Raw genomic sequence first — 15,198 nt, forward strand, 5'->3', positions numbered from 1 at the left:
ACGATCTTGATCACTAAAATATACTTCTTAAAAAAATAAAATGCAGTTTCATAAAAATGAAACATGATTCCAATTGAGGGTTATTGAATGTTTAAGAAATCTCTGGTCATGATGGCTTTATGTGGCGCGTCTTTCGCTGCATCCGCAGTAACAGTCGATTTGCGTCACGAATTTATTGATGGTGGCAAGACAGATAAAACTAACGCTGACCGTGTTTCAGTCTCTCACCGTTTTGCTAATGGCTTCGGTTTTTCAGTAGAAGCGAAGTGGAAATCAGGCGGCGATAATACGGATAAACCGTATGCAGATTTTGTTGGTAACGGTCATGAAGAGTCGATTAGCTACCAGTATAAATTCAATAAAAACTTCTCCGTGCAGCCGGGCTTTAATATTGAAAGTAACGACAGCCGTTCTATCTATAAACCAAACCTGCGCGTGCAATATAGCTTCGATAATGGCTTCTACGTGGCAGCGCGTTATCGCTATGATTACACCCGCAACCCGTCTAAGCCGGTTAACGACGATAAAGTCAACCGTGGTGATGCATGGGCGGGCTACGTGTTCGGTGACTGGCGTACCGAGCTGAACTATGTTTACGCACGCAGTTCAGAAGGCAAAGATCGTAATAACAGCAAGCCGTATTCTCAGGAATACAACGTCAAAGTGGCGTACAAAATCGACAAAAACTGGGCGCCATATGGTGAAGTGGGCAACGTGGGTGTCAACGATCGTGACGACCGCCAGACCCGTTTCCGCGTTGGTGTAGCGTACTCCTTCTAATCCCCATTCTTGTTTGAAGAACCCCGGTAAAATGGCCGGGGTTTTCTCCTTTCTGCTTTACGATAAACCTCATCCCCGAACGTTTTTTGATACCGGCATATTTTTTTTAATATTACTGCGCAGTTGTGTCGCTCTTACATGACGTCATTTTTTTACATTCACGAAGAGGTTGATGCATGAATAGCGCGATGGCCGTTTTATTACTTCTCATCGTCTGTTTTCTGATTTTGGGCGGAGGATGGTTTCTCATCATGCGTACCGAAATGAAAATAGAGAAAAAAATGCTGAGTGAATTTGAGCTAAAACGTGAGGAGGAAAAACATCAGAAAACGCTGCAGAAATATGAAGAGCTATTAGCGATGGAAATTGAGTGGCACACGCAGCGTATTGCTAGTATTAATTTCTTTCTGGCAAAGATAAAGAGAAAGCAGGATGCGGAATTCCGCGGGACACAGGCCAGCATCAACGGTGACAATACTCATCTGCACTCCAAAATTAAGGCGCTGATTTTCATCTATTTTCCCCATTTACAGGACGATTATGACAAGCTGTGCAAGATAGCTGACTGCACGGTCTATTTTGATTTTCTGTATGGACGCTCAAGCGACGGCCCGCGCGTGATTGCTGAGCTCAACGATAAACTGCAAAAGTTTTCTGCCCAGTCGACTGAGTTTCAAAACCGCATTCGCAATGAAGTGACGGTGAAATGATTGGCGATTTTCATCGGGGGGAGGTCTATGCTTAGTCTCGAACATATATAAAAAATAGAGGCAATGTCATGGATAAGGAACTACAGGACGCGGGTTATCGCGTCTATACCGGGGATAAGATAGATGTCTACTTCAATACGGCGATTTGCCAGCATTCCGGCAACTGCGTTCGCGGCAGCGGGAAGCTATTCAACCTGAAACGCAAACCGTGGATCATCCCGGATGAAGTTGACGTTGCCACGGTGGTGCGCGTGATTGATACCTGCCCGAGCGGGGCGCTTAAGTACCGTCATCATGACTAAGTGAGAGCAAATGGAAATTCTGGAAGGTCATAACAAGTTTTACGTCAACGACGCTGACGGTAACCAGGTTGCCGAAATTGTGTTTGTCCCTACCGGTGAGCACCTGAGTATTATTGAACACACCGATGTCGATGAAAGCCTGAAAGGGCAGGGCGTGGGTAAAAAGCTGGTGGCAAAAGTGGTGGCGAAAATGCGCGCAGAACAGCGCAAAATTATTCCGCTGTGCCCATTTGCTAAACACGAGTTTGATAACACCCGCGAATACGACGATATTCGTGCCTGAATCTCTGCGCCAGCTCAGGCTGGCGCAGCTTCTTTTTAATGGATCTGCTCGAACAGCAGCAGCGCCGCAATCACCACCATCAATCCCCCTGAGAATCGACTGACCAGTCTTGCCGCCTGTGGACGGCTTGTCAGCAGCGCCCGCGAACCATAGCCCACCAGGAGATAGATAATGGTGCAGGTGACAAGATGCATCAGCCCGAGCGCCGACATCTGCATGGCAACCGGCCATTGACCGTGCGGGTCGGTGAACTGCGGCAGTAACGCCAGAAACAGTAAAAAGACCTTGGGATTGAGACCGCTGATGCACAACCCCTTCAACGCCCAGTGATTCCAACCGCCGCTGAGCTGGTTAGCGCTGGAAACCGACGCCGGATGGCGCAGCAGTGAAACACCGAGCCATAGCAGATAACATGCGCCCAAAAGCGTAATCGCAGACAGCGCCAGCGGATGCCCGGCAATCAATACCCCTAGCCCAGCGACCACCACCAGTGTCGCCAGCAGATGGCCGGACATCAGTCCGGCGACGGCAGGCACGATACGACGGCCGTGGATCCCGGCGCTGATGGTATAGGCCCAATCTGCGCCGGGCGTCATAATGAGCAGAAAGGAAACCAGCCAGAATCCGGCTACCAGACTTATTTCCATTCTCTGAACCTTCCCTTATTTTTCATTGCATTACCATCAACTCATTCACGTTTTGCACTAACGAAAGAATATCGGGAATACTGCGCAATGAGCTTTCAATGTTATGCTGGAAACTCGCATCAAATGAGAGAATCTTCTAAATGGATAGCATTGATCGAAAAATTCTTGCTGAGCTTCAGGCGGATGGACGTTTATCTATTACCGAGCTGGCTGAGCGGGTAAATTTAAGCCTCTCCCCGTGTCATCGACGCCTGCGCGCGCTGGAGCAGGAAGGCGTTATCTCCGGCTACCGTGCCAATCTCGATCCCGGCAAGATGGGATTCAACTTTGTGGCGCTGGTGTTTGCCACCTTAAAAGAGGGCGACAAAAAAGCGGTTAGCGCTTTTGAAGAGGCGGTGGAAGAGATCCCGCAGATCGTGCTGGCGCAGCGCCTGTTTGGCGATCCGGATTATTTAATGCAGGTGGTGACGCGGGATCTTTCGGCTTTCCAGAAGCTCTACGATCAAAAGCTCTCGGCGATGCCTGGCGTACAGCATCTGCGCTCTACGCTGGTGATGAAAACGGTGGTGCAGGATCGGCCGTTCCCGCTGGACTCATTAAAATAACCGCGGCTAAACGCTTTAAGCTGAAACGATTCGTATGCTAATATTCTCGCACAGGGGATGGCATACCCCCTTGAACCGCCGTGTGGCTGATGATGCCTGTTTTTATTCCTGGACCGGGAATGAACAGGCACACCTCTACCGCGTCCAGGATGATTAATTCATCTGAGGATGCGTCAATGCTCTCTGAAAACTTCGCTCGTAAAAATACGCTTTTCTTTATGGTGCAATGGCTGCTGCTGGCCCTGGTAATGGCCGTTTTTGTCGGCTCGGCCTCCGCGCTATTTCTCTTCTCGCTCGACTGGGCGACCGCAACGCGTCTCCATCATCACTGGCTTATCTGGCTGCTGCCATTTGCCGGTTTTGCCGTGGGCTGGGTTTATCTGCGTTTTGGTCGTGACGTGGAGGCGGGCAACAATCTGATCCTTGAAGAGGTGCATAGCCCGGCTCGGGTTATTCCACTGCGGATGGCACCGCTGGTGTTTATTGGCACGGTGATTTCGCATCTATTTGGCGCATCGGTTGGGCGTGAAGGTACGGCGGTACAAATGGGAGCCTCTATTGCTGACCAGTTTACTTCGGCGTTAAAGCTCAATAATGACGCGCGGCGCATGGTTTTGATGGCCGGCGTCAGCGCCGGTTTTTCGTCGGTATTTGGCACGCCGCTCGCTGGGGCGATTTTTGGTCTCGAAGTGATGGCGATAGGGCGGATGCACTACACGGCGATTTTTCCCTGCCTGCTGGCGGCGATTGTTGCCGACCAGGTTGGCCTGATGTGGGGCGTTCACCATACGCATTATGCGATGTCAGCGATCCCACAAATGTCTATTTGGACGCTGGGGGCGGTGATTATCGCGGGCTGCTGCTTTGGCCTGGCGGCGCGCGTTTTTGCCGATGCTACGCATGTGATTGGTGGCATTATGAAAACGCACATCGCTTACCCACCGTTGCGGCCATTTATCGGCGGGGTGATTGTGGCAATTGCAGTCTATTTGCTGCATGCCGACCGTTACATTGGCCTCGGGATCCCGGTGATTGTCGATGCGTTCCAGCATCCGCTGGCACCGTGGGATTTTCTCGGCAAGCTGGTGTTTACCGTCACCTCTTTGGGCAGCGGCTTTAAGGGCGGGGAAGTGACGCCGCTGTTCTACGTCGGAGCGACGTTGGGCAATGCGCTGGCACCGCTGCTGCATTTACCTTTTGCCTTCCTGGCCGGGATCGGTTTTGTGGCGGTGTTCGCCGGTGCGGCCAATACGCCGATTGCCTCAACCCTGATGGCGATTGAACTCTTCGGGGCTGATATCGGTATTTACGCCGCAATGGGCTGCGTGGTGGCATATCTGGTGTCAGGCTATACCGGTATCTACCGTTCCCAGCGTATTGCCTGTATGAAACATCGCAGCGTACCGGCAGGCATAAAACTGGCGGAACTCGCGGTCTGGCAGCGTGAACAGACGGAGTCTGTCGCTGACCATGATAAGGAAAAAGCGGATAGCTAATAACTTATTGTTGTAACAGCATGGATTTCTTATTGCGAAAATGTAAATAACGTACTCAATAATTGTTATTTCAGAATGGCGGCTCATTCTGGCTATCTTGGTTCCAGCCCACTATTCCGGCAACGAATCAGGAGAAACCCAGAATGAGCAGACAAATCAAGTTAGGTGCTTTCCTTCCCGGCGGCGGCCAGCATATTGCGGCATGGCGTCATCCGGACCAACCCGCCGATGGCGCAACCAGTTTCGAATTCCACAAGCAGCTGGCGCAAACCGCCGAACGCGGCCTGTTTGATGCCTACTTCCTTGCCGATGGCCTGGCGATTCCGGCCTCCGGCGTGACCGATGGCGGCACGGCGAAAGTCGCCGGTTTTGAACCGGTGACGCTGTTTTCCGCATTGGCACCGCTGACCCAAAACATCGGTTTTATTGCCACTGCGTCCACGACCTATGAAGAACCCTACAATCTGGCGCGTAAATTCGCCTCGCTGGATTTAATCTCCGGTGGCCGTGCCGGATGGAACGTGGTGACGACCGCCACCGAAGCCGCGGCGCATAATTTTAATCTCGACGCCCAGCACCCGCATGAGTACCGCTATCAGCGGGCAACCGAGCATGTTGAAGTGGTGAAAAAGCTGTGGGATAGCTTCGAAGACGACGCCTTCCTGCGTGATAAAGCCTCGGGCCAGTTCTTCGACCGGGATAAGGTGCATGACACCAACCATGTCGGCAAATTCTTTAAAGTTCGCGGGCCGCTAAACGTACCGCGTTCTCCTCAGGGCCAGCCGGTTATTGTGCAGGCTGGGCAGTCTGAAAGTGGGCGCTCACTGGCGGCCGCCACCGCAGAAGTGATCTTCACGTCACACCAGCATCTGGAAACCGCGCAGGATTTCTATCGCGATATTAAAAAGCGCGCCAGAGCTGCCGGTCGTAACCCGGATCATGTCCTGATCATGCCTGGCGTCGCGCCATTTATTGGCCGCACCGAGGAAGAAGCGCAGGAGAAATACCGCAAGCTGACTTCGCTGATTGTTGAAGCCGACGGCATCGCGCTGCTGAACGGTCTGGCGGGCGGGGCGATTGATCTGGGTAAATTCGATCCGGATGGCCCACTGCCACCGTTGCCGGTAACGGAAGGGATGAAGTCTCGCCCTGAGCTGATCCGCCAGATTGCTGATGAAAACAACTTTACTATTCGCCAGCTCTATCAATGGGTGGCGACCGCACGCGGTCACTTCACCGTGGTGGGTAGCGCAGAGCAGGTCGCTGACACGCTGCAAGCGTGGTTTGAAAACGAAGCGGCGGATGGCTTCAACGTGCTGCCGCCTTGGTTGCCGGGCGGTCTGGATGATTTCATCGAGCTGGTGGTGCCAATTTTGCAAAAACGCGGGTTGTTCCGTACCCAGTATGAAGGCAAAACGCTGCGCGAAAATCTGGGGCTGCCGTTTGCCAGCAACCGCTATAGCGCTGTGCGCAACGCCAAAGTGGCTTGAGGAGGCTCTATGTTCTATTCCACCACCCGAATCCGTCTGAGAGCCCGTCGCCAGGCGGCGCCAGTACCAGCGTACAAAGTCTGGTATCAGCGCAGCCTGTCGCTGATTGCCCGCTACGGCCTGCTGGTGCTGTTCTTCGCCGGTTGGCAAATTGCCAGCAGCACGGGATGGCTGAATGCGGCGGTGATCCCGCCGCTGGATAAAATCTTTGTGGCCTTGTGGAACGGTATTACTCAGGGGGCGCTGCTCGGGGACATCACGATAAGCCTGCAGCGTGCGGGGCTGGCGTTCTTCGCCGCCATCGTGGTGGGTATTCCGCTGGGGCTGTTTATGGGGCAAATTCGACCGCTGGAACAGGCGCTGGATCCTATCCTTCAGCTGTTCCGGCAGACCTCGGCGCTGGCCCTGTATCCGATCTTTATTCTGCTGCTGGGGCTGGGGGAAACCTCCAAAGTGTTCGTGATCTTCTGGGCGGCGCTGTTCCCGATTCTGCTGTCGACCATTAGCGGTGTTAAAGAGGTGGATGGGAAGCTCTTAGAGATGGCGAAAACCTTTGGTGCCGGGCGACTGACGCTGTTCTATCGGGTGATTGTTCCGGCTTCCGTGCCCTCTATTTTTGTCGGCCTACGCCTGTCGGCGACCACCGCACTGCTGCTGCTGATCGCCGCTGAGATGATTGGCGCCAATCAGGGGATCGGTTTTCGGGTGATCAATGCACAATATAACTTCCAGATCCCGATGATGTTTGCCGCCATATTCCTGCTGGCCTTTGCCGGGCTATTAGCTAACGCCATTCTGGTGTTTTTGCAGCGCCGTCTGTGTCGCTGGAACACACGTAACCACTAATTTTTCTGCACTTTATTTTTCGCTTTCGAATATATCCTGATGGGAATTTTATAATGAAAAAACAAATTTATTTTGCGTGGGTTGCAGCTCTTTTCCTTTTTGGCATCAGCGCCTCCGTGCGGGCTCAGGATGAAGTGACTATGCGCTATATGGCGAGCTACGGCGGTATTTCCGCCCATGAGTTAGCGGAAGCACTCGGCTATTTCAAAGGCACCGGTGTGTCGATTAAAAATGCCGGTTACGCCAGCGGCGGCCCGGAGTCGTTATTTGCTCTGGCCTCGAACAGCATTGATATTGGCTCGGCGGCCACGCCGGCGGTGATTAACTCGATTGCCAACGGCAATGACTTTGTTGCGGCCTATCCAACCAACGGCATCAATGAAACCACCAAATCGATTTTCTACGTTAAGGAAGATAGCCCGATTAAATCAGTCAAAGATTTAGTCGGCAAAAGCGTCGCGGTGAACACGCTGGGGGCGCATCTGGATTACACATTGCGTGAGGCGCTGCATCAGGCCAATTTGCCTGAAAACGCCGCCAAGCCGGTGGCAGTACCGGGCCCGCAGCTGGAGCAAACTCTGCGTTCAGGACAGGTCGACGTGGCGGCATTCGGCTACTGGCAGACGACCTTTGAAGGTGCGGCGCGTAGCCACGGTGGCCTGCGACCAATTTTCAACGATGCCGACGTGCTGGGGCCGATTGCCGGTGGTTTTACCGTACTGCGCGCAGACTTTGTGAAAAAACATCCGGATGCGGCGCGCATCTTCGTGGTGGAGTCGGCGCGAGCGCTGGACTATGCCCGCGATAACCCGGAAAAAGTGCGCGAAATTATGGCCAAAATTCTCAAAGAACGCGGTGAAAACCCGGAAGTAGCGCAGTACTTTACCGGCTACGGCGTGCGTAAAGGCGGGCTGGCTGAGCCGCATGATGTGCAGTTCTGGCTGGAGATTCTTGAGCGCGATGGCGTTATCCAGAAAGGTCAGCTGAAAGCGTCAAATATTTTGCTCAAAACGGAAGGTGTATGATGACAACATCCATTCAGGCGCAGCGCGGAGATATTTCGATTCGTCGTCTGCGCAAGACGTTTTCCCTTGAAGGTAAGCCGTTTGATGTCTTTCGCGATCTGAATTTGCAGATCGACAGCGGCCAGAGTATCGCGATTGTGGGGCCAAGCGGCTGCGGAAAAACCACGCTGCTGCGTATCCTGGCAGGGCTGGAGACGCCGGACGGCGGGGATGTGGTGATTGATGGCCAGGCGGTGCACGGCATGAGCCGCGAGCGGGCGGTCATTTTTCAGGAGCCGCGTCTGCTGCCGTGGTTGACGGTGCTGGAAAACGTCAGCTTCAGCCTGGACGTGCAGGGCGTTCCGCGCAAAAAGGCGCGGGAGCGGGCCAAAGAGGCGATTGAGCTGGTGGGGCTAGGCCACTGTGAACAGGCGCTGCCAAATCAGCTTTCCGGCGGCATGGCCCAGCGCGTTGGGATTGCCCGCGCATTGACTATTCAGCCGGAGATCTTGCTGCTTGATGAGCCGCTGGGGGCGCTGGATGCAATGACTAAAATCACCATGCAGGAAGAGCTGGCGCGGATCCATAAGGTTGAGAAAATCACCATGGTGCTGGTGACGCACGATCTCGAAGAGGCGATTTACCTGGCCGACCGGGTGCTGATCCTGCCGAAAATTAAGGGCGATCCGATTCGTACCATTGAGGTCACGCTTTCTCGCCCACGCGTACGCAGCAGTGCAGATTTTGTAGCCCTGCGGCAGGAATTAATGGCCGAGTTTGGCCTGCATTAATTATTTGTTGCAAGATGAGTTGGTTAGCCTTTATTTCCACGCAAAGAATATGGCTGCTTTTTTTAATTAAATAAAGCGGGTGGGTGTAAATGTTAATAATTCTAGGTGGAAGGTGAGTGATATTTTAAAATAATGTAAAAGTGCGCTACTATTAGCGCACACATTACATTTTGCTATGCGAATATCATCATTATGCCTGCAATAAATAAAAAACTATTCTCTCTGGCGACAATAGCGCTGCTGGTCAATTCAGCCGCTTACGCAAATACCGATACGACGCAAAAAACAGACGTCCTGCTGATAGGCGGTGGGATTATGAGTGCGTCGCTGGGTACCTGGCTGCAAGAGCTGCAACCAGACTGGAAACAAGTGATGGTCGAGAAGCTCGACAAAGTGGCGCTTGAATCCTCTAATGGCTGGAACAACGCCGGTACTGGCCACTCCGCGAACATGGAGCTGAACTATACGCCGGAGCATCCGGACGGCACCATCGACGTAACCAAGGCGCTGGAAATCAACGAACAGTTTATGATTTCCCGCCAGTTCTGGTCCTCGCAGGTGAAGCGCGGCGTGCTGAATAACCCGCATGCGTTTATCAACTCTACGCCGCACATGAGCTTCGTCTGGGGCGATAAGAACGTTGATTACCTCGGCAAGCGCTACGACGCGCTGCAAAAAACCACCCTGTTCCAGGGCATGAAATTCTCCACCGATCATCAGCAAATTGCCCAGTGGGCGCCGCTGGTGATGGCCGGCCGTGACCCGCAGCAGAAAGTGGCGGCGACTTGGACTCCTGCCGGTACCGACGTCAACTACGGTGAAATTACCCGCCAGCTGATTGGCAGCCTGCAGAAGAATGAGCACTTCACGCTGCAAACCTCATCAGAAGTGACCGAGTTCAAGCGTAACGGCGATAACTCCTGGCATGTCACCATTGAAGATGTCAAAAATGGCAAACAGCACGCCATTGATGCGAAATATGTCTTCATCGGTGCTGGTGGTGGGGCGCTGAAGCTGCTGCAAAAAACCGGCATTCCGGAAGCGGATAACTACGCAGGCTTCCCGGTGGGTGGCTCGTTCCTGATGACCGAAAATCCGGACGTCACTCGCCAGCACCTGGAAAAAGTCTACGGTCAGGCTTCCGTGGGCGCGCCGCCGATGTCGGTACCGCATATCGATGCGCGCTTTATCGATGGCAAACGCGTGGTGCTGTTTGGGCCGTTCGCCACCTTCTCGACCAAATTCCTCAAAGAGGGGTCGTTCTTCGATCTGCTGAGCACCACCACGACCAGCAACGTGCTGCCGATGACCCACGTTGGCCTTGATAACTTCGATCTGGTGAAATACCTGATTAGCCAGGTGATGCTGAGCGATGATGACCGCTTTGCGGCGCTAAAAGAGTACTACCCGCAAGCGCGTAAAGAGGACTGGAAGCTGATTCAGGCTGGCCAGCGCGTGCAGATTATCAAGAAAGATGCGGATAAAGGCGGCGTACTGAAGCTGGGTACCGAAGTGGTTGTTGACCAGCAGCGCACCATTTCTGCACTGCTGGGCGCATCACCGGGGGCATCTACCGCCGCGCCTATCACCCTGAATGTGATTAAAAAGCTGTTCCCGGAGCAGTTCAATTCACCGGAGTGGCAGAGCAAAATTCGCGGTATCGTTCCAAGCTTTGGTCAGACTCTGAACGGCAATACGGCGCTGACGCAGCAGGTTTGGGATGACACGGCCACCACGCTGCAACTGACCAAACCGCCGGTGATTAATATGCCAGCAGCACCAGTTGCGCAGGCAAAACCGGCAGAGCAGCCAGCGGCCGCTTCACCGCAGCACGATATGGCACTGTAATTTGTACTCTCTGCGGCCGGTCTACCGGCGCGCAGGGAAGCCATAAAAAAGGCCTGTTGGGTTCCCCTGACAGGCCTTTTTACTTTCCGTTACCCGGTTAACCGAGGAACATCACCGAGACGCACATTAACCCGACAATCAGCGTAATCAGGCTACCGATGGAGCGGTAAGGCTTGAGCGCTGGGATAAGATAAGTCGACAGCGTTGGCATGATAAACAGAATCATGGCAATCAACGGGCCGCTGATGGCGTAGATCATCGAAATAGCATTCGGGTTGATGCAGCAGACGATAAAGGTCAGCGTCGACACCAACAGGATAGATAACCCGCGGTTAAAGGAGCGGCTCTTGCGCACGCCAACCTGGTTCAGCGTGGCTTTAACCATTTCGCTAGCCCCTTCAATCACCCCAAAATAGGTGCCGAGGAACGACTTCGACATTGCCACCACCGCCACAATAATACCGGAGATAGACAGCCAGCTTGGGGAGTTTGGCACCATCGACAGCGCAGAAAGAATGGTGACGCCTTCGTTTTTCGCGGCATTGATATAGGACGGCGGAATTGACATCAGGCAGCTGAAGACGAAGAACAGCACGCTCAGGCAGATGATCAGATACGCCACCTTCATGTTTTTTTTGCATTTACCCATGGCTTGCTCGCCATATTTCTCTCGCCGGTCGATGGCGAAGGTCGAAATAATTGGCGTATGGCTAAAAGCGAAAACCATCACGGGAATGGATAACCACACCTGGTGCAGCGTATGGGTATTGACCTCCATCTGGGTGGTCAGTAGCGACGGCTGCCAGCTGCCTATCTGATAAATCGACAGGAACAGGAAGTAGGCGATAAGCGGGAACACCAGCATCCCCATGACTTTAATGGTCGTCTGGCGACCGGTCAGGAAGATCAGATTGAGCAGCAGGACTACGCCCAGGCTAATCAGCGCGCGCAGCGGCAAATCCACCGGTCGATAGTGGGAAATTTGCTCTGCCAGCGAGTTGGTAATCGCCACCGCGTAGATCAACACCACAACGAAGAACGCGATGAAGTAGAGTGCGGTAATCAGGCTGCCAATTTTTTTGCCGTAGTAATGCGTCACGGCTCCGGTGATGCCAACGCTGGCCGGTGTGTTAGCAGATAAGATGAACTGGCATAACGCGCGGTGTGGCCAGTACGTCAGGGGCCAGGCGACGAGGGCGGTGATAAACAAGACCACCGCGCCGGCTGTACCCAACTGGATGGGCAGGAACAACGTCCCTGCTCCGACGGCAGTGCCATACAGGGCAAAGCTCCAGAGGGTCTCTTCTTTAGACCAAATTTTAGACATTATTTGAATATATCAACCATAAAACCAAAAAAATGGCGGATAATTTACCATAATTAGCTTTTCGTGTGGCTGAACATTTTCAGACCGATGGCTATCGGTCTGAAAAGCAGAGGGATTTTATGCGCAGCGATTCTCTAAACGGCGCTTAACCACCCGCTCACGCAGGCTGTCGTAGACCCAGTTGTAGAGCATGGTGTAGGGCAGGAAGAACAAGAAGAAGCCGATCTCCAGGGTCAGCGCCTGCAGCAGCGTCACGCCGAGTACGAACGACACAATGCTCACGCCGATGACGATAAATCCACACTCAAACCCCAGGGCATGCAGAGCGCGAACTTTGGCGGTGCGCTTCACGCGTGTTACCGGCCACAGTCGGTCGAAGACGGCGTTGTAGATGATATTCCATACCATAGCGGTGGTGGCCAGAATCACAGTTAGGCCGCCCATTTCCAGTACCGAACGCTGCATGAGCCAGGCCGCGGTTGGCGCGAGGATCGCGGTGGCGATCCCCTCAAAGCAAACGGCATGGAAGATACGCTCCGGGAGCTTTCTGCGATGTAATGAATCCTGTTGCATCTGATGACCTTTCAATTATTGAACGTTGTTGCGGGTATTTTATGGGTAAATATGATAAGTAAAAGATAGAACCCATCGATAAAGTAGATACTTCATGCGCTATTCTCCCGAAGCTCTTACCGCCTTTGTCGAAACGGTTGCCTGCGGATCGTTCTCCGCCGCGGCCCGCCGTTTGCGCAAAAGTCAGTCAACGATCAGTACGGCTATCGCCCACCTGGAGGCGGATATTGGCGTCATGCTGTTTGACCGCTCGGCACGCCAGCCGGTGCTGACCGCCGAGGGGCAGCGGGTGTTGAGCTATGTGCAGGCGATTCTGGCTGCCAGCGAGCGGCTGGATGAACTGGCGGTGTCGTTAAGCGGTGAAACCGAAGCGCGGCTGACCTTTGTGCTTTCCGACACGCTGCATCCGGATGTGCTGGAAGGTTTGCTGGCGCAGTTTGACCGGCGTTTTCCGCACACTGAATTTGAGTGCCTGGTAGGGGAAGACGACGATGTTGTCGATCTGCTGCAAAAAGGGCGCGCGCAGGTGGGGCTGATTGAAGCCCGCGAGGACTATCCCACCGATATTGGTCACATCCGCCTGCCGATGCAGACGCGAATGGCTATCTATACTTCGCCCGATCACCCTTTGACCCGCGAACAGGGACTGACGCTGGAACAGCTACGCACCTGGCGCGAGCTACGCCTCAATACCTATCTGGAAAATCGCACGACGCCTTCGCGCGGGCCGGTTTGGTCTGCTCCCAACTATCTGATGCTGCTGAGCATGGCGGCGCAGGGGCTGGGATGGTGTGCGCTGCCCTGCGCGCTGGTGGATGAATTTTCGCGTTCGGCGGAACTGACGATGCTCAATATTGCGGGCTGGCCAATATCGGTATCGACCGATCTCCTGTGGCACAAAGCCGCGCCGCTTGGGGCATCGGGAAACTGGCTGCGGCAGTACCTGCAGCAGGTTTCGGCCTGAGGCGCGGGATATGAATTTCCTTTGTGATAAAACTCACTTTTTTTAAACAATCGAGAAAAAATTTGATAACAATCATCTACTATACGCGGACTATTTTGCGCTGAGGTCGAGATGAAAGACGTCGTTATCGTAGGTGCTGTCCGGACGCCCATTGGCTGTTTTCAGGGGGCGTTAGCCCGCCATTCCGCCGTGGAACTGGGTAGCCTTGTGATCCATGCATTGGTAGAGCGCAGCGGTATTTCTGCTGCGGTTATCGATGAGGTGATTATTGGTCAGGTACTGACGGCGGGAACGGGGCAAAACCCGGCGCGCCAGTCGGCTATCAAAGGCGGTCTGCCAAATACCGTTTCGGCCATTACCATTAACGACGTCTGCGGGTCCGGTTTGAAAGCGCTGCATCTGGCAACCCAGGCCATTCAGTGTGGCGAAGCGGATGTGGTTATCGCCGGTGGGCAGGAGAATATGAGCCGCGCACCGCACGTATTAACCGATAGTCGTACCGGCGCACAGCTCGGTAACAGCCAACTGATTGATAGCCTGGTCCACGATGGTCTGTGGGATGCGTTCAATGACTACCACATGGGCGTGACGGCGGAAAACCTGGCGCGTGAATACGGTATCAGCCGTGAACAGCAGGATGCCTGGGCGCTGAGTTCACAGCATAAAGCGCGTAAAGCGATTGATTCCGGACGTTTTCGTGATGAAATTGTGCCGGTCACTAACGCACTGCCCGGCGGTGTTTCGCAGGTAGTGGATACCGACGAACAGCCGCAAACCGATGCCAGCGCAGAGGCGTTGGCGCGGCTAGTGCCTTCTTTTGAGAGTGCGGGCTCGGTCACTGCCGGTAACGCCTCTTCTATTAATGATGGTGCGGCGGCGGTGCTGATGATGAGCGAAAGCAAAGCGCTGGAGCTCGGGTTGCCGATCCTTGCCCGCATCCGGGCGTTTGCCAGCGTCGGGGTTGATCCCGCGTTGATGGGCATCGCTCCTGTCTATGCAACGCGCCGTTGCCTCGAACGAGCGGGTTGGCAGCTCAGCGATGTTGACCTGATTGAAGCGAATGAAGCCTTTGCGGCGCAGGCCATTTCAGTCGGCAGGATGCTGGAGTGGAATGAGCAAAAGGTGAATGTGAACGGCGGGGCGATCGCCCTGGGGCATCCTATTGGCGCTTCCGGCTGCCGTATTCTGGTTTCACTGGTGCACGAAATGGTGAAGCGAGATGCCCGTAAAGGGCTGGCGACATTGTGTATCGGTGGCGGACAAGGCGTGGCGCTCGCAGTGGAGCGGGATATTCAGTAATTCCTTTTTATTTTTCTCTCAACACGACTCTCACATTAAAGACCTCATAGGAGGTCTTTTTTTGTTTATACCCCTGGTTTTTAGAAAATAACGATGGCGGTATGTCCAGTCAGTCCTCTTATAAATGTATGTTTAATTGTATCAATAGCGAATGTTGCCTGTTGGTTAAGTCTTAGCCTGATCATTAATTAAACACAAATAATTACTCTTTATAAAAATAACCTACGTTATTT

Annotated in this window: 16 protein-coding genes and 1 riboswitch; of the genes, 13 read left to right on the forward strand and 3 right to left on the reverse strand. The window is 53.6% G+C overall.

The genetic code is table 11. The features are described 5' to 3' along the window. The first annotated feature begins 87 nt into the window (after positions 1-87). The 4 genes from LZ634_RS21665 to LZ634_RS21680 all read left to right on the forward strand — a co-directional run bounded on the left by LZ634_RS21665 (position 88) and on the right by LZ634_RS21680 (position 2,075). A complete protein-coding gene (locus LZ634_RS21665) occupies positions 88-780 on the forward strand; it encodes an oligogalacturonate-specific porin KdgM family protein (protein ID WP_234508803.1) in 693 nt (230 codons plus the stop codon). A gap of 176 nt (positions 781-956) precedes the next feature. Continuing rightward, positions 957-1,490: a hypothetical protein gene (locus LZ634_RS21670; RefSeq protein ID WP_234508804.1), complete on the forward strand. Its 534-nt coding sequence runs from the start codon at positions 957-959 to the stop codon at positions 1,488-1,490. Positions 1,491-1,558: 68 nt separating this feature from the next. Continuing rightward, on the forward strand, positions 1,559-1,792 hold the full coding sequence (yjdI, locus tag LZ634_RS21675) for a 4Fe-4S mono-cluster protein YjdI (RefSeq protein ID WP_234508805.1): 234 nt from the start codon (positions 1,559-1,561) through the stop codon (positions 1,790-1,792). Positions 1,793-1,802: 10 nt separating this feature from the next. After that, a complete protein-coding gene (locus LZ634_RS21680; protein ID WP_234508806.1) occupies positions 1,803-2,075 on the forward strand; it encodes a GNAT family N-acetyltransferase in 273 nt (90 codons plus the stop codon). A 35-nt stretch (positions 2,076-2,110) separates the two neighbouring features. Here LZ634_RS21680 and LZ634_RS21685 read toward each other — a convergent pair whose 3' ends face one another. Beyond that, on the reverse strand, positions 2,111-2,722 hold the full coding sequence (locus LZ634_RS21685) for a LysE family translocator (protein ID WP_234508807.1): 612 nt from the start codon (positions 2,720-2,722) through the stop codon (positions 2,111-2,113). Positions 2,723-2,862: 140 nt separating this feature from the next. Here LZ634_RS21685 and LZ634_RS21690 point away from each other — a divergent pair, with 140 nt between their 5' ends. The 7 genes from LZ634_RS21690 to mqo all read left to right on the forward strand — a co-directional run bounded on the left by LZ634_RS21690 (position 2,863) and on the right by mqo (position 10,802). After that, positions 2,863-3,327 (forward strand): Lrp/AsnC family transcriptional regulator, encoded by a 465-nt coding sequence (locus tag LZ634_RS21690; RefSeq protein WP_052282028.1) that lies wholly within the window; start codon positions 2,863-2,865, stop codon positions 3,325-3,327. A 44-nt stretch (positions 3,328-3,371) separates the two neighbouring features. Then, positions 3,372-3,433, forward strand: a riboswitch (Fluoride riboswitch). A gap of 70 nt (positions 3,434-3,503) precedes the next feature. Then, positions 3,504-4,823: a voltage-gated chloride channel family protein gene (locus tag LZ634_RS21695; protein WP_234508808.1), complete on the forward strand. Its 1,320-nt coding sequence runs from the start codon at positions 3,504-3,506 to the stop codon at positions 4,821-4,823. 143 nt (positions 4,824-4,966) lie between these two features. Beyond that, a complete protein-coding gene (locus tag LZ634_RS21700) occupies positions 4,967-6,313 on the forward strand; it encodes an LLM class flavin-dependent oxidoreductase (RefSeq protein WP_234508809.1) in 1,347 nt (448 codons plus the stop codon). 9 nt (positions 6,314-6,322) lie between these two features. Beyond that, positions 6,323-7,159, forward strand: a complete 837-nt coding sequence (locus LZ634_RS21705) for an ABC transporter permease (RefSeq protein ID WP_234508810.1) — start codon at positions 6,323-6,325, stop codon at positions 7,157-7,159. Between the two features lie 53 nt (positions 7,160-7,212). Continuing rightward, positions 7,213-8,184 carry an ABC transporter substrate-binding protein gene (locus tag LZ634_RS21710; protein WP_234508811.1) on the forward strand — a complete coding sequence of 324 codons (972 nt, stop codon included), beginning with the start codon at positions 7,213-7,215 and terminating at the stop codon, positions 8,182-8,184. Beyond that, the gene (locus LZ634_RS21715) at positions 8,181-8,954 is read left to right on the forward strand and encodes an ABC transporter ATP-binding protein (RefSeq protein WP_234508812.1); all 774 of its coding nucleotides are present in this window, start codon (positions 8,181-8,183) and stop codon (positions 8,952-8,954) included. The genes LZ634_RS21710 and LZ634_RS21715 overlap by 4 nt, the downstream gene beginning before the upstream one ends. Before the next feature lie 192 nt (positions 8,955-9,146). Further along, positions 9,147-10,802 carry a malate dehydrogenase (quinone) gene (gene mqo, locus LZ634_RS21720; protein ID WP_234508813.1) on the forward strand — a complete coding sequence of 552 codons (1,656 nt, stop codon included), beginning with the start codon at positions 9,147-9,149 and terminating at the stop codon, positions 10,800-10,802. Between the two features lie 97 nt (positions 10,803-10,899). On the opposite strand, the gene LZ634_RS21725 is transcribed toward mqo, so the two are convergent. Both LZ634_RS21725 and LZ634_RS21730 read right to left on the reverse strand, forming a co-directional pair. After that, complete coding sequence (locus LZ634_RS21725; protein WP_234508814.1) at positions 10,900-12,129, reverse strand: amino acid permease; 1,230 nt, start codon at positions 12,127-12,129, stop codon at positions 10,900-10,902. Positions 12,130-12,246: 117 nt separating this feature from the next. After that, on the reverse strand, positions 12,247-12,702 hold the full coding sequence (locus LZ634_RS21730; RefSeq protein ID WP_234508815.1) for a multidrug/biocide efflux PACE transporter: 456 nt from the start codon (positions 12,700-12,702) through the stop codon (positions 12,247-12,249). A gap of 94 nt (positions 12,703-12,796) precedes the next feature. Between LZ634_RS21730 and LZ634_RS21735 the strand changes: the two genes are divergently transcribed. Both LZ634_RS21735 and LZ634_RS21740 read left to right on the forward strand, forming a co-directional pair. After that, positions 12,797-13,666, forward strand: coding sequence for a LysR family transcriptional regulator (locus tag LZ634_RS21735; protein ID WP_234508816.1), 870 nt, complete (start codon positions 12,797-12,799; stop codon positions 13,664-13,666). A gap of 111 nt (positions 13,667-13,777) precedes the next feature. Continuing rightward, positions 13,778-14,965 carry an acetyl-CoA C-acetyltransferase gene (locus LZ634_RS21740; protein WP_234508817.1) on the forward strand — a complete coding sequence of 396 codons (1,188 nt, stop codon included), beginning with the start codon at positions 13,778-13,780 and terminating at the stop codon, positions 14,963-14,965. Positions 14,966-15,198: the final 233 nt, after the last annotated feature.

This window comes from Kluyvera intermedia (assembly GCF_021440345.1).
GTDB classification, from domain to species: Bacteria; Pseudomonadota; Gammaproteobacteria; order Enterobacterales; family Enterobacteriaceae; genus Kluyvera; species Kluyvera intermedia_A.

Excerpts from the sequence above, each read along its gene's own strand:
- LZ634_RS21700 (WP_234508809.1), top strand. The coding sequence starts at position 4,967 with ATGAGCAGACAAATCAAGTTAGGTGCTTTCCTTCCCGGCGGCGGCCAG.
- mqo (WP_234508813.1), top strand. The coding sequence starts at position 9,147 with ATGCCTGCAATAAATAAAAAACTATTCTCTCTGGCGACAATAGCGCTG.
- LZ634_RS21740 (WP_234508817.1), top strand. The coding sequence starts at position 13,778 with ATGAAAGACGTCGTTATCGTAGGTGCTGTCCGGACGCCCATTGGCTGT.
- LZ634_RS21680 (WP_234508806.1), top strand. The coding sequence starts at position 1,803 with ATGGAAATTCTGGAAGGTCATAACAAGTTTTACGTCAACGACGCTGAC.
- LZ634_RS21725 (WP_234508814.1), bottom strand. The coding sequence starts at position 12,129 with ATGTCTAAAATTTGGTCTAAAGAAGAGACCCTCTGGAGCTTTGCCCTG.
- LZ634_RS21670 (WP_234508804.1), top strand. The coding sequence starts at position 957 with ATGAATAGCGCGATGGCCGTTTTATTACTTCTCATCGTCTGTTTTCTG.
- LZ634_RS21715 (WP_234508812.1), top strand. The coding sequence starts at position 8,181 with ATGATGACAACATCCATTCAGGCGCAGCGCGGAGATATTTCGATTCGT.
- LZ634_RS21735 (WP_234508816.1), top strand. The coding sequence starts at position 12,797 with ATGCGCTATTCTCCCGAAGCTCTTACCGCCTTTGTCGAAACGGTTGCC.
- LZ634_RS21690 (WP_052282028.1), top strand. The coding sequence starts at position 2,863 with ATGGATAGCATTGATCGAAAAATTCTTGCTGAGCTTCAGGCGGATGGA.
- LZ634_RS21705 (WP_234508810.1), top strand. The coding sequence starts at position 6,323 with ATGTTCTATTCCACCACCCGAATCCGTCTGAGAGCCCGTCGCCAGGCG.
- LZ634_RS21685 (WP_234508807.1), bottom strand. The coding sequence starts at position 2,722 with ATGGAAATAAGTCTGGTAGCCGGATTCTGGCTGGTTTCCTTTCTGCTC.
- LZ634_RS21665 (WP_234508803.1), top strand. The coding sequence starts at position 88 with ATGTTTAAGAAATCTCTGGTCATGATGGCTTTATGTGGCGCGTCTTTC.
- LZ634_RS21730 (WP_234508815.1), bottom strand. The coding sequence starts at position 12,702 with ATGCAACAGGATTCATTACATCGCAGAAAGCTCCCGGAGCGTATCTTC.
- yjdI (WP_234508805.1), top strand. The coding sequence starts at position 1,559 with ATGGATAAGGAACTACAGGACGCGGGTTATCGCGTCTATACCGGGGAT.
- LZ634_RS21710 (WP_234508811.1), top strand. The coding sequence starts at position 7,213 with ATGAAAAAACAAATTTATTTTGCGTGGGTTGCAGCTCTTTTCCTTTTT.
- LZ634_RS21695 (WP_234508808.1), top strand. The coding sequence starts at position 3,504 with ATGCTCTCTGAAAACTTCGCTCGTAAAAATACGCTTTTCTTTATGGTG.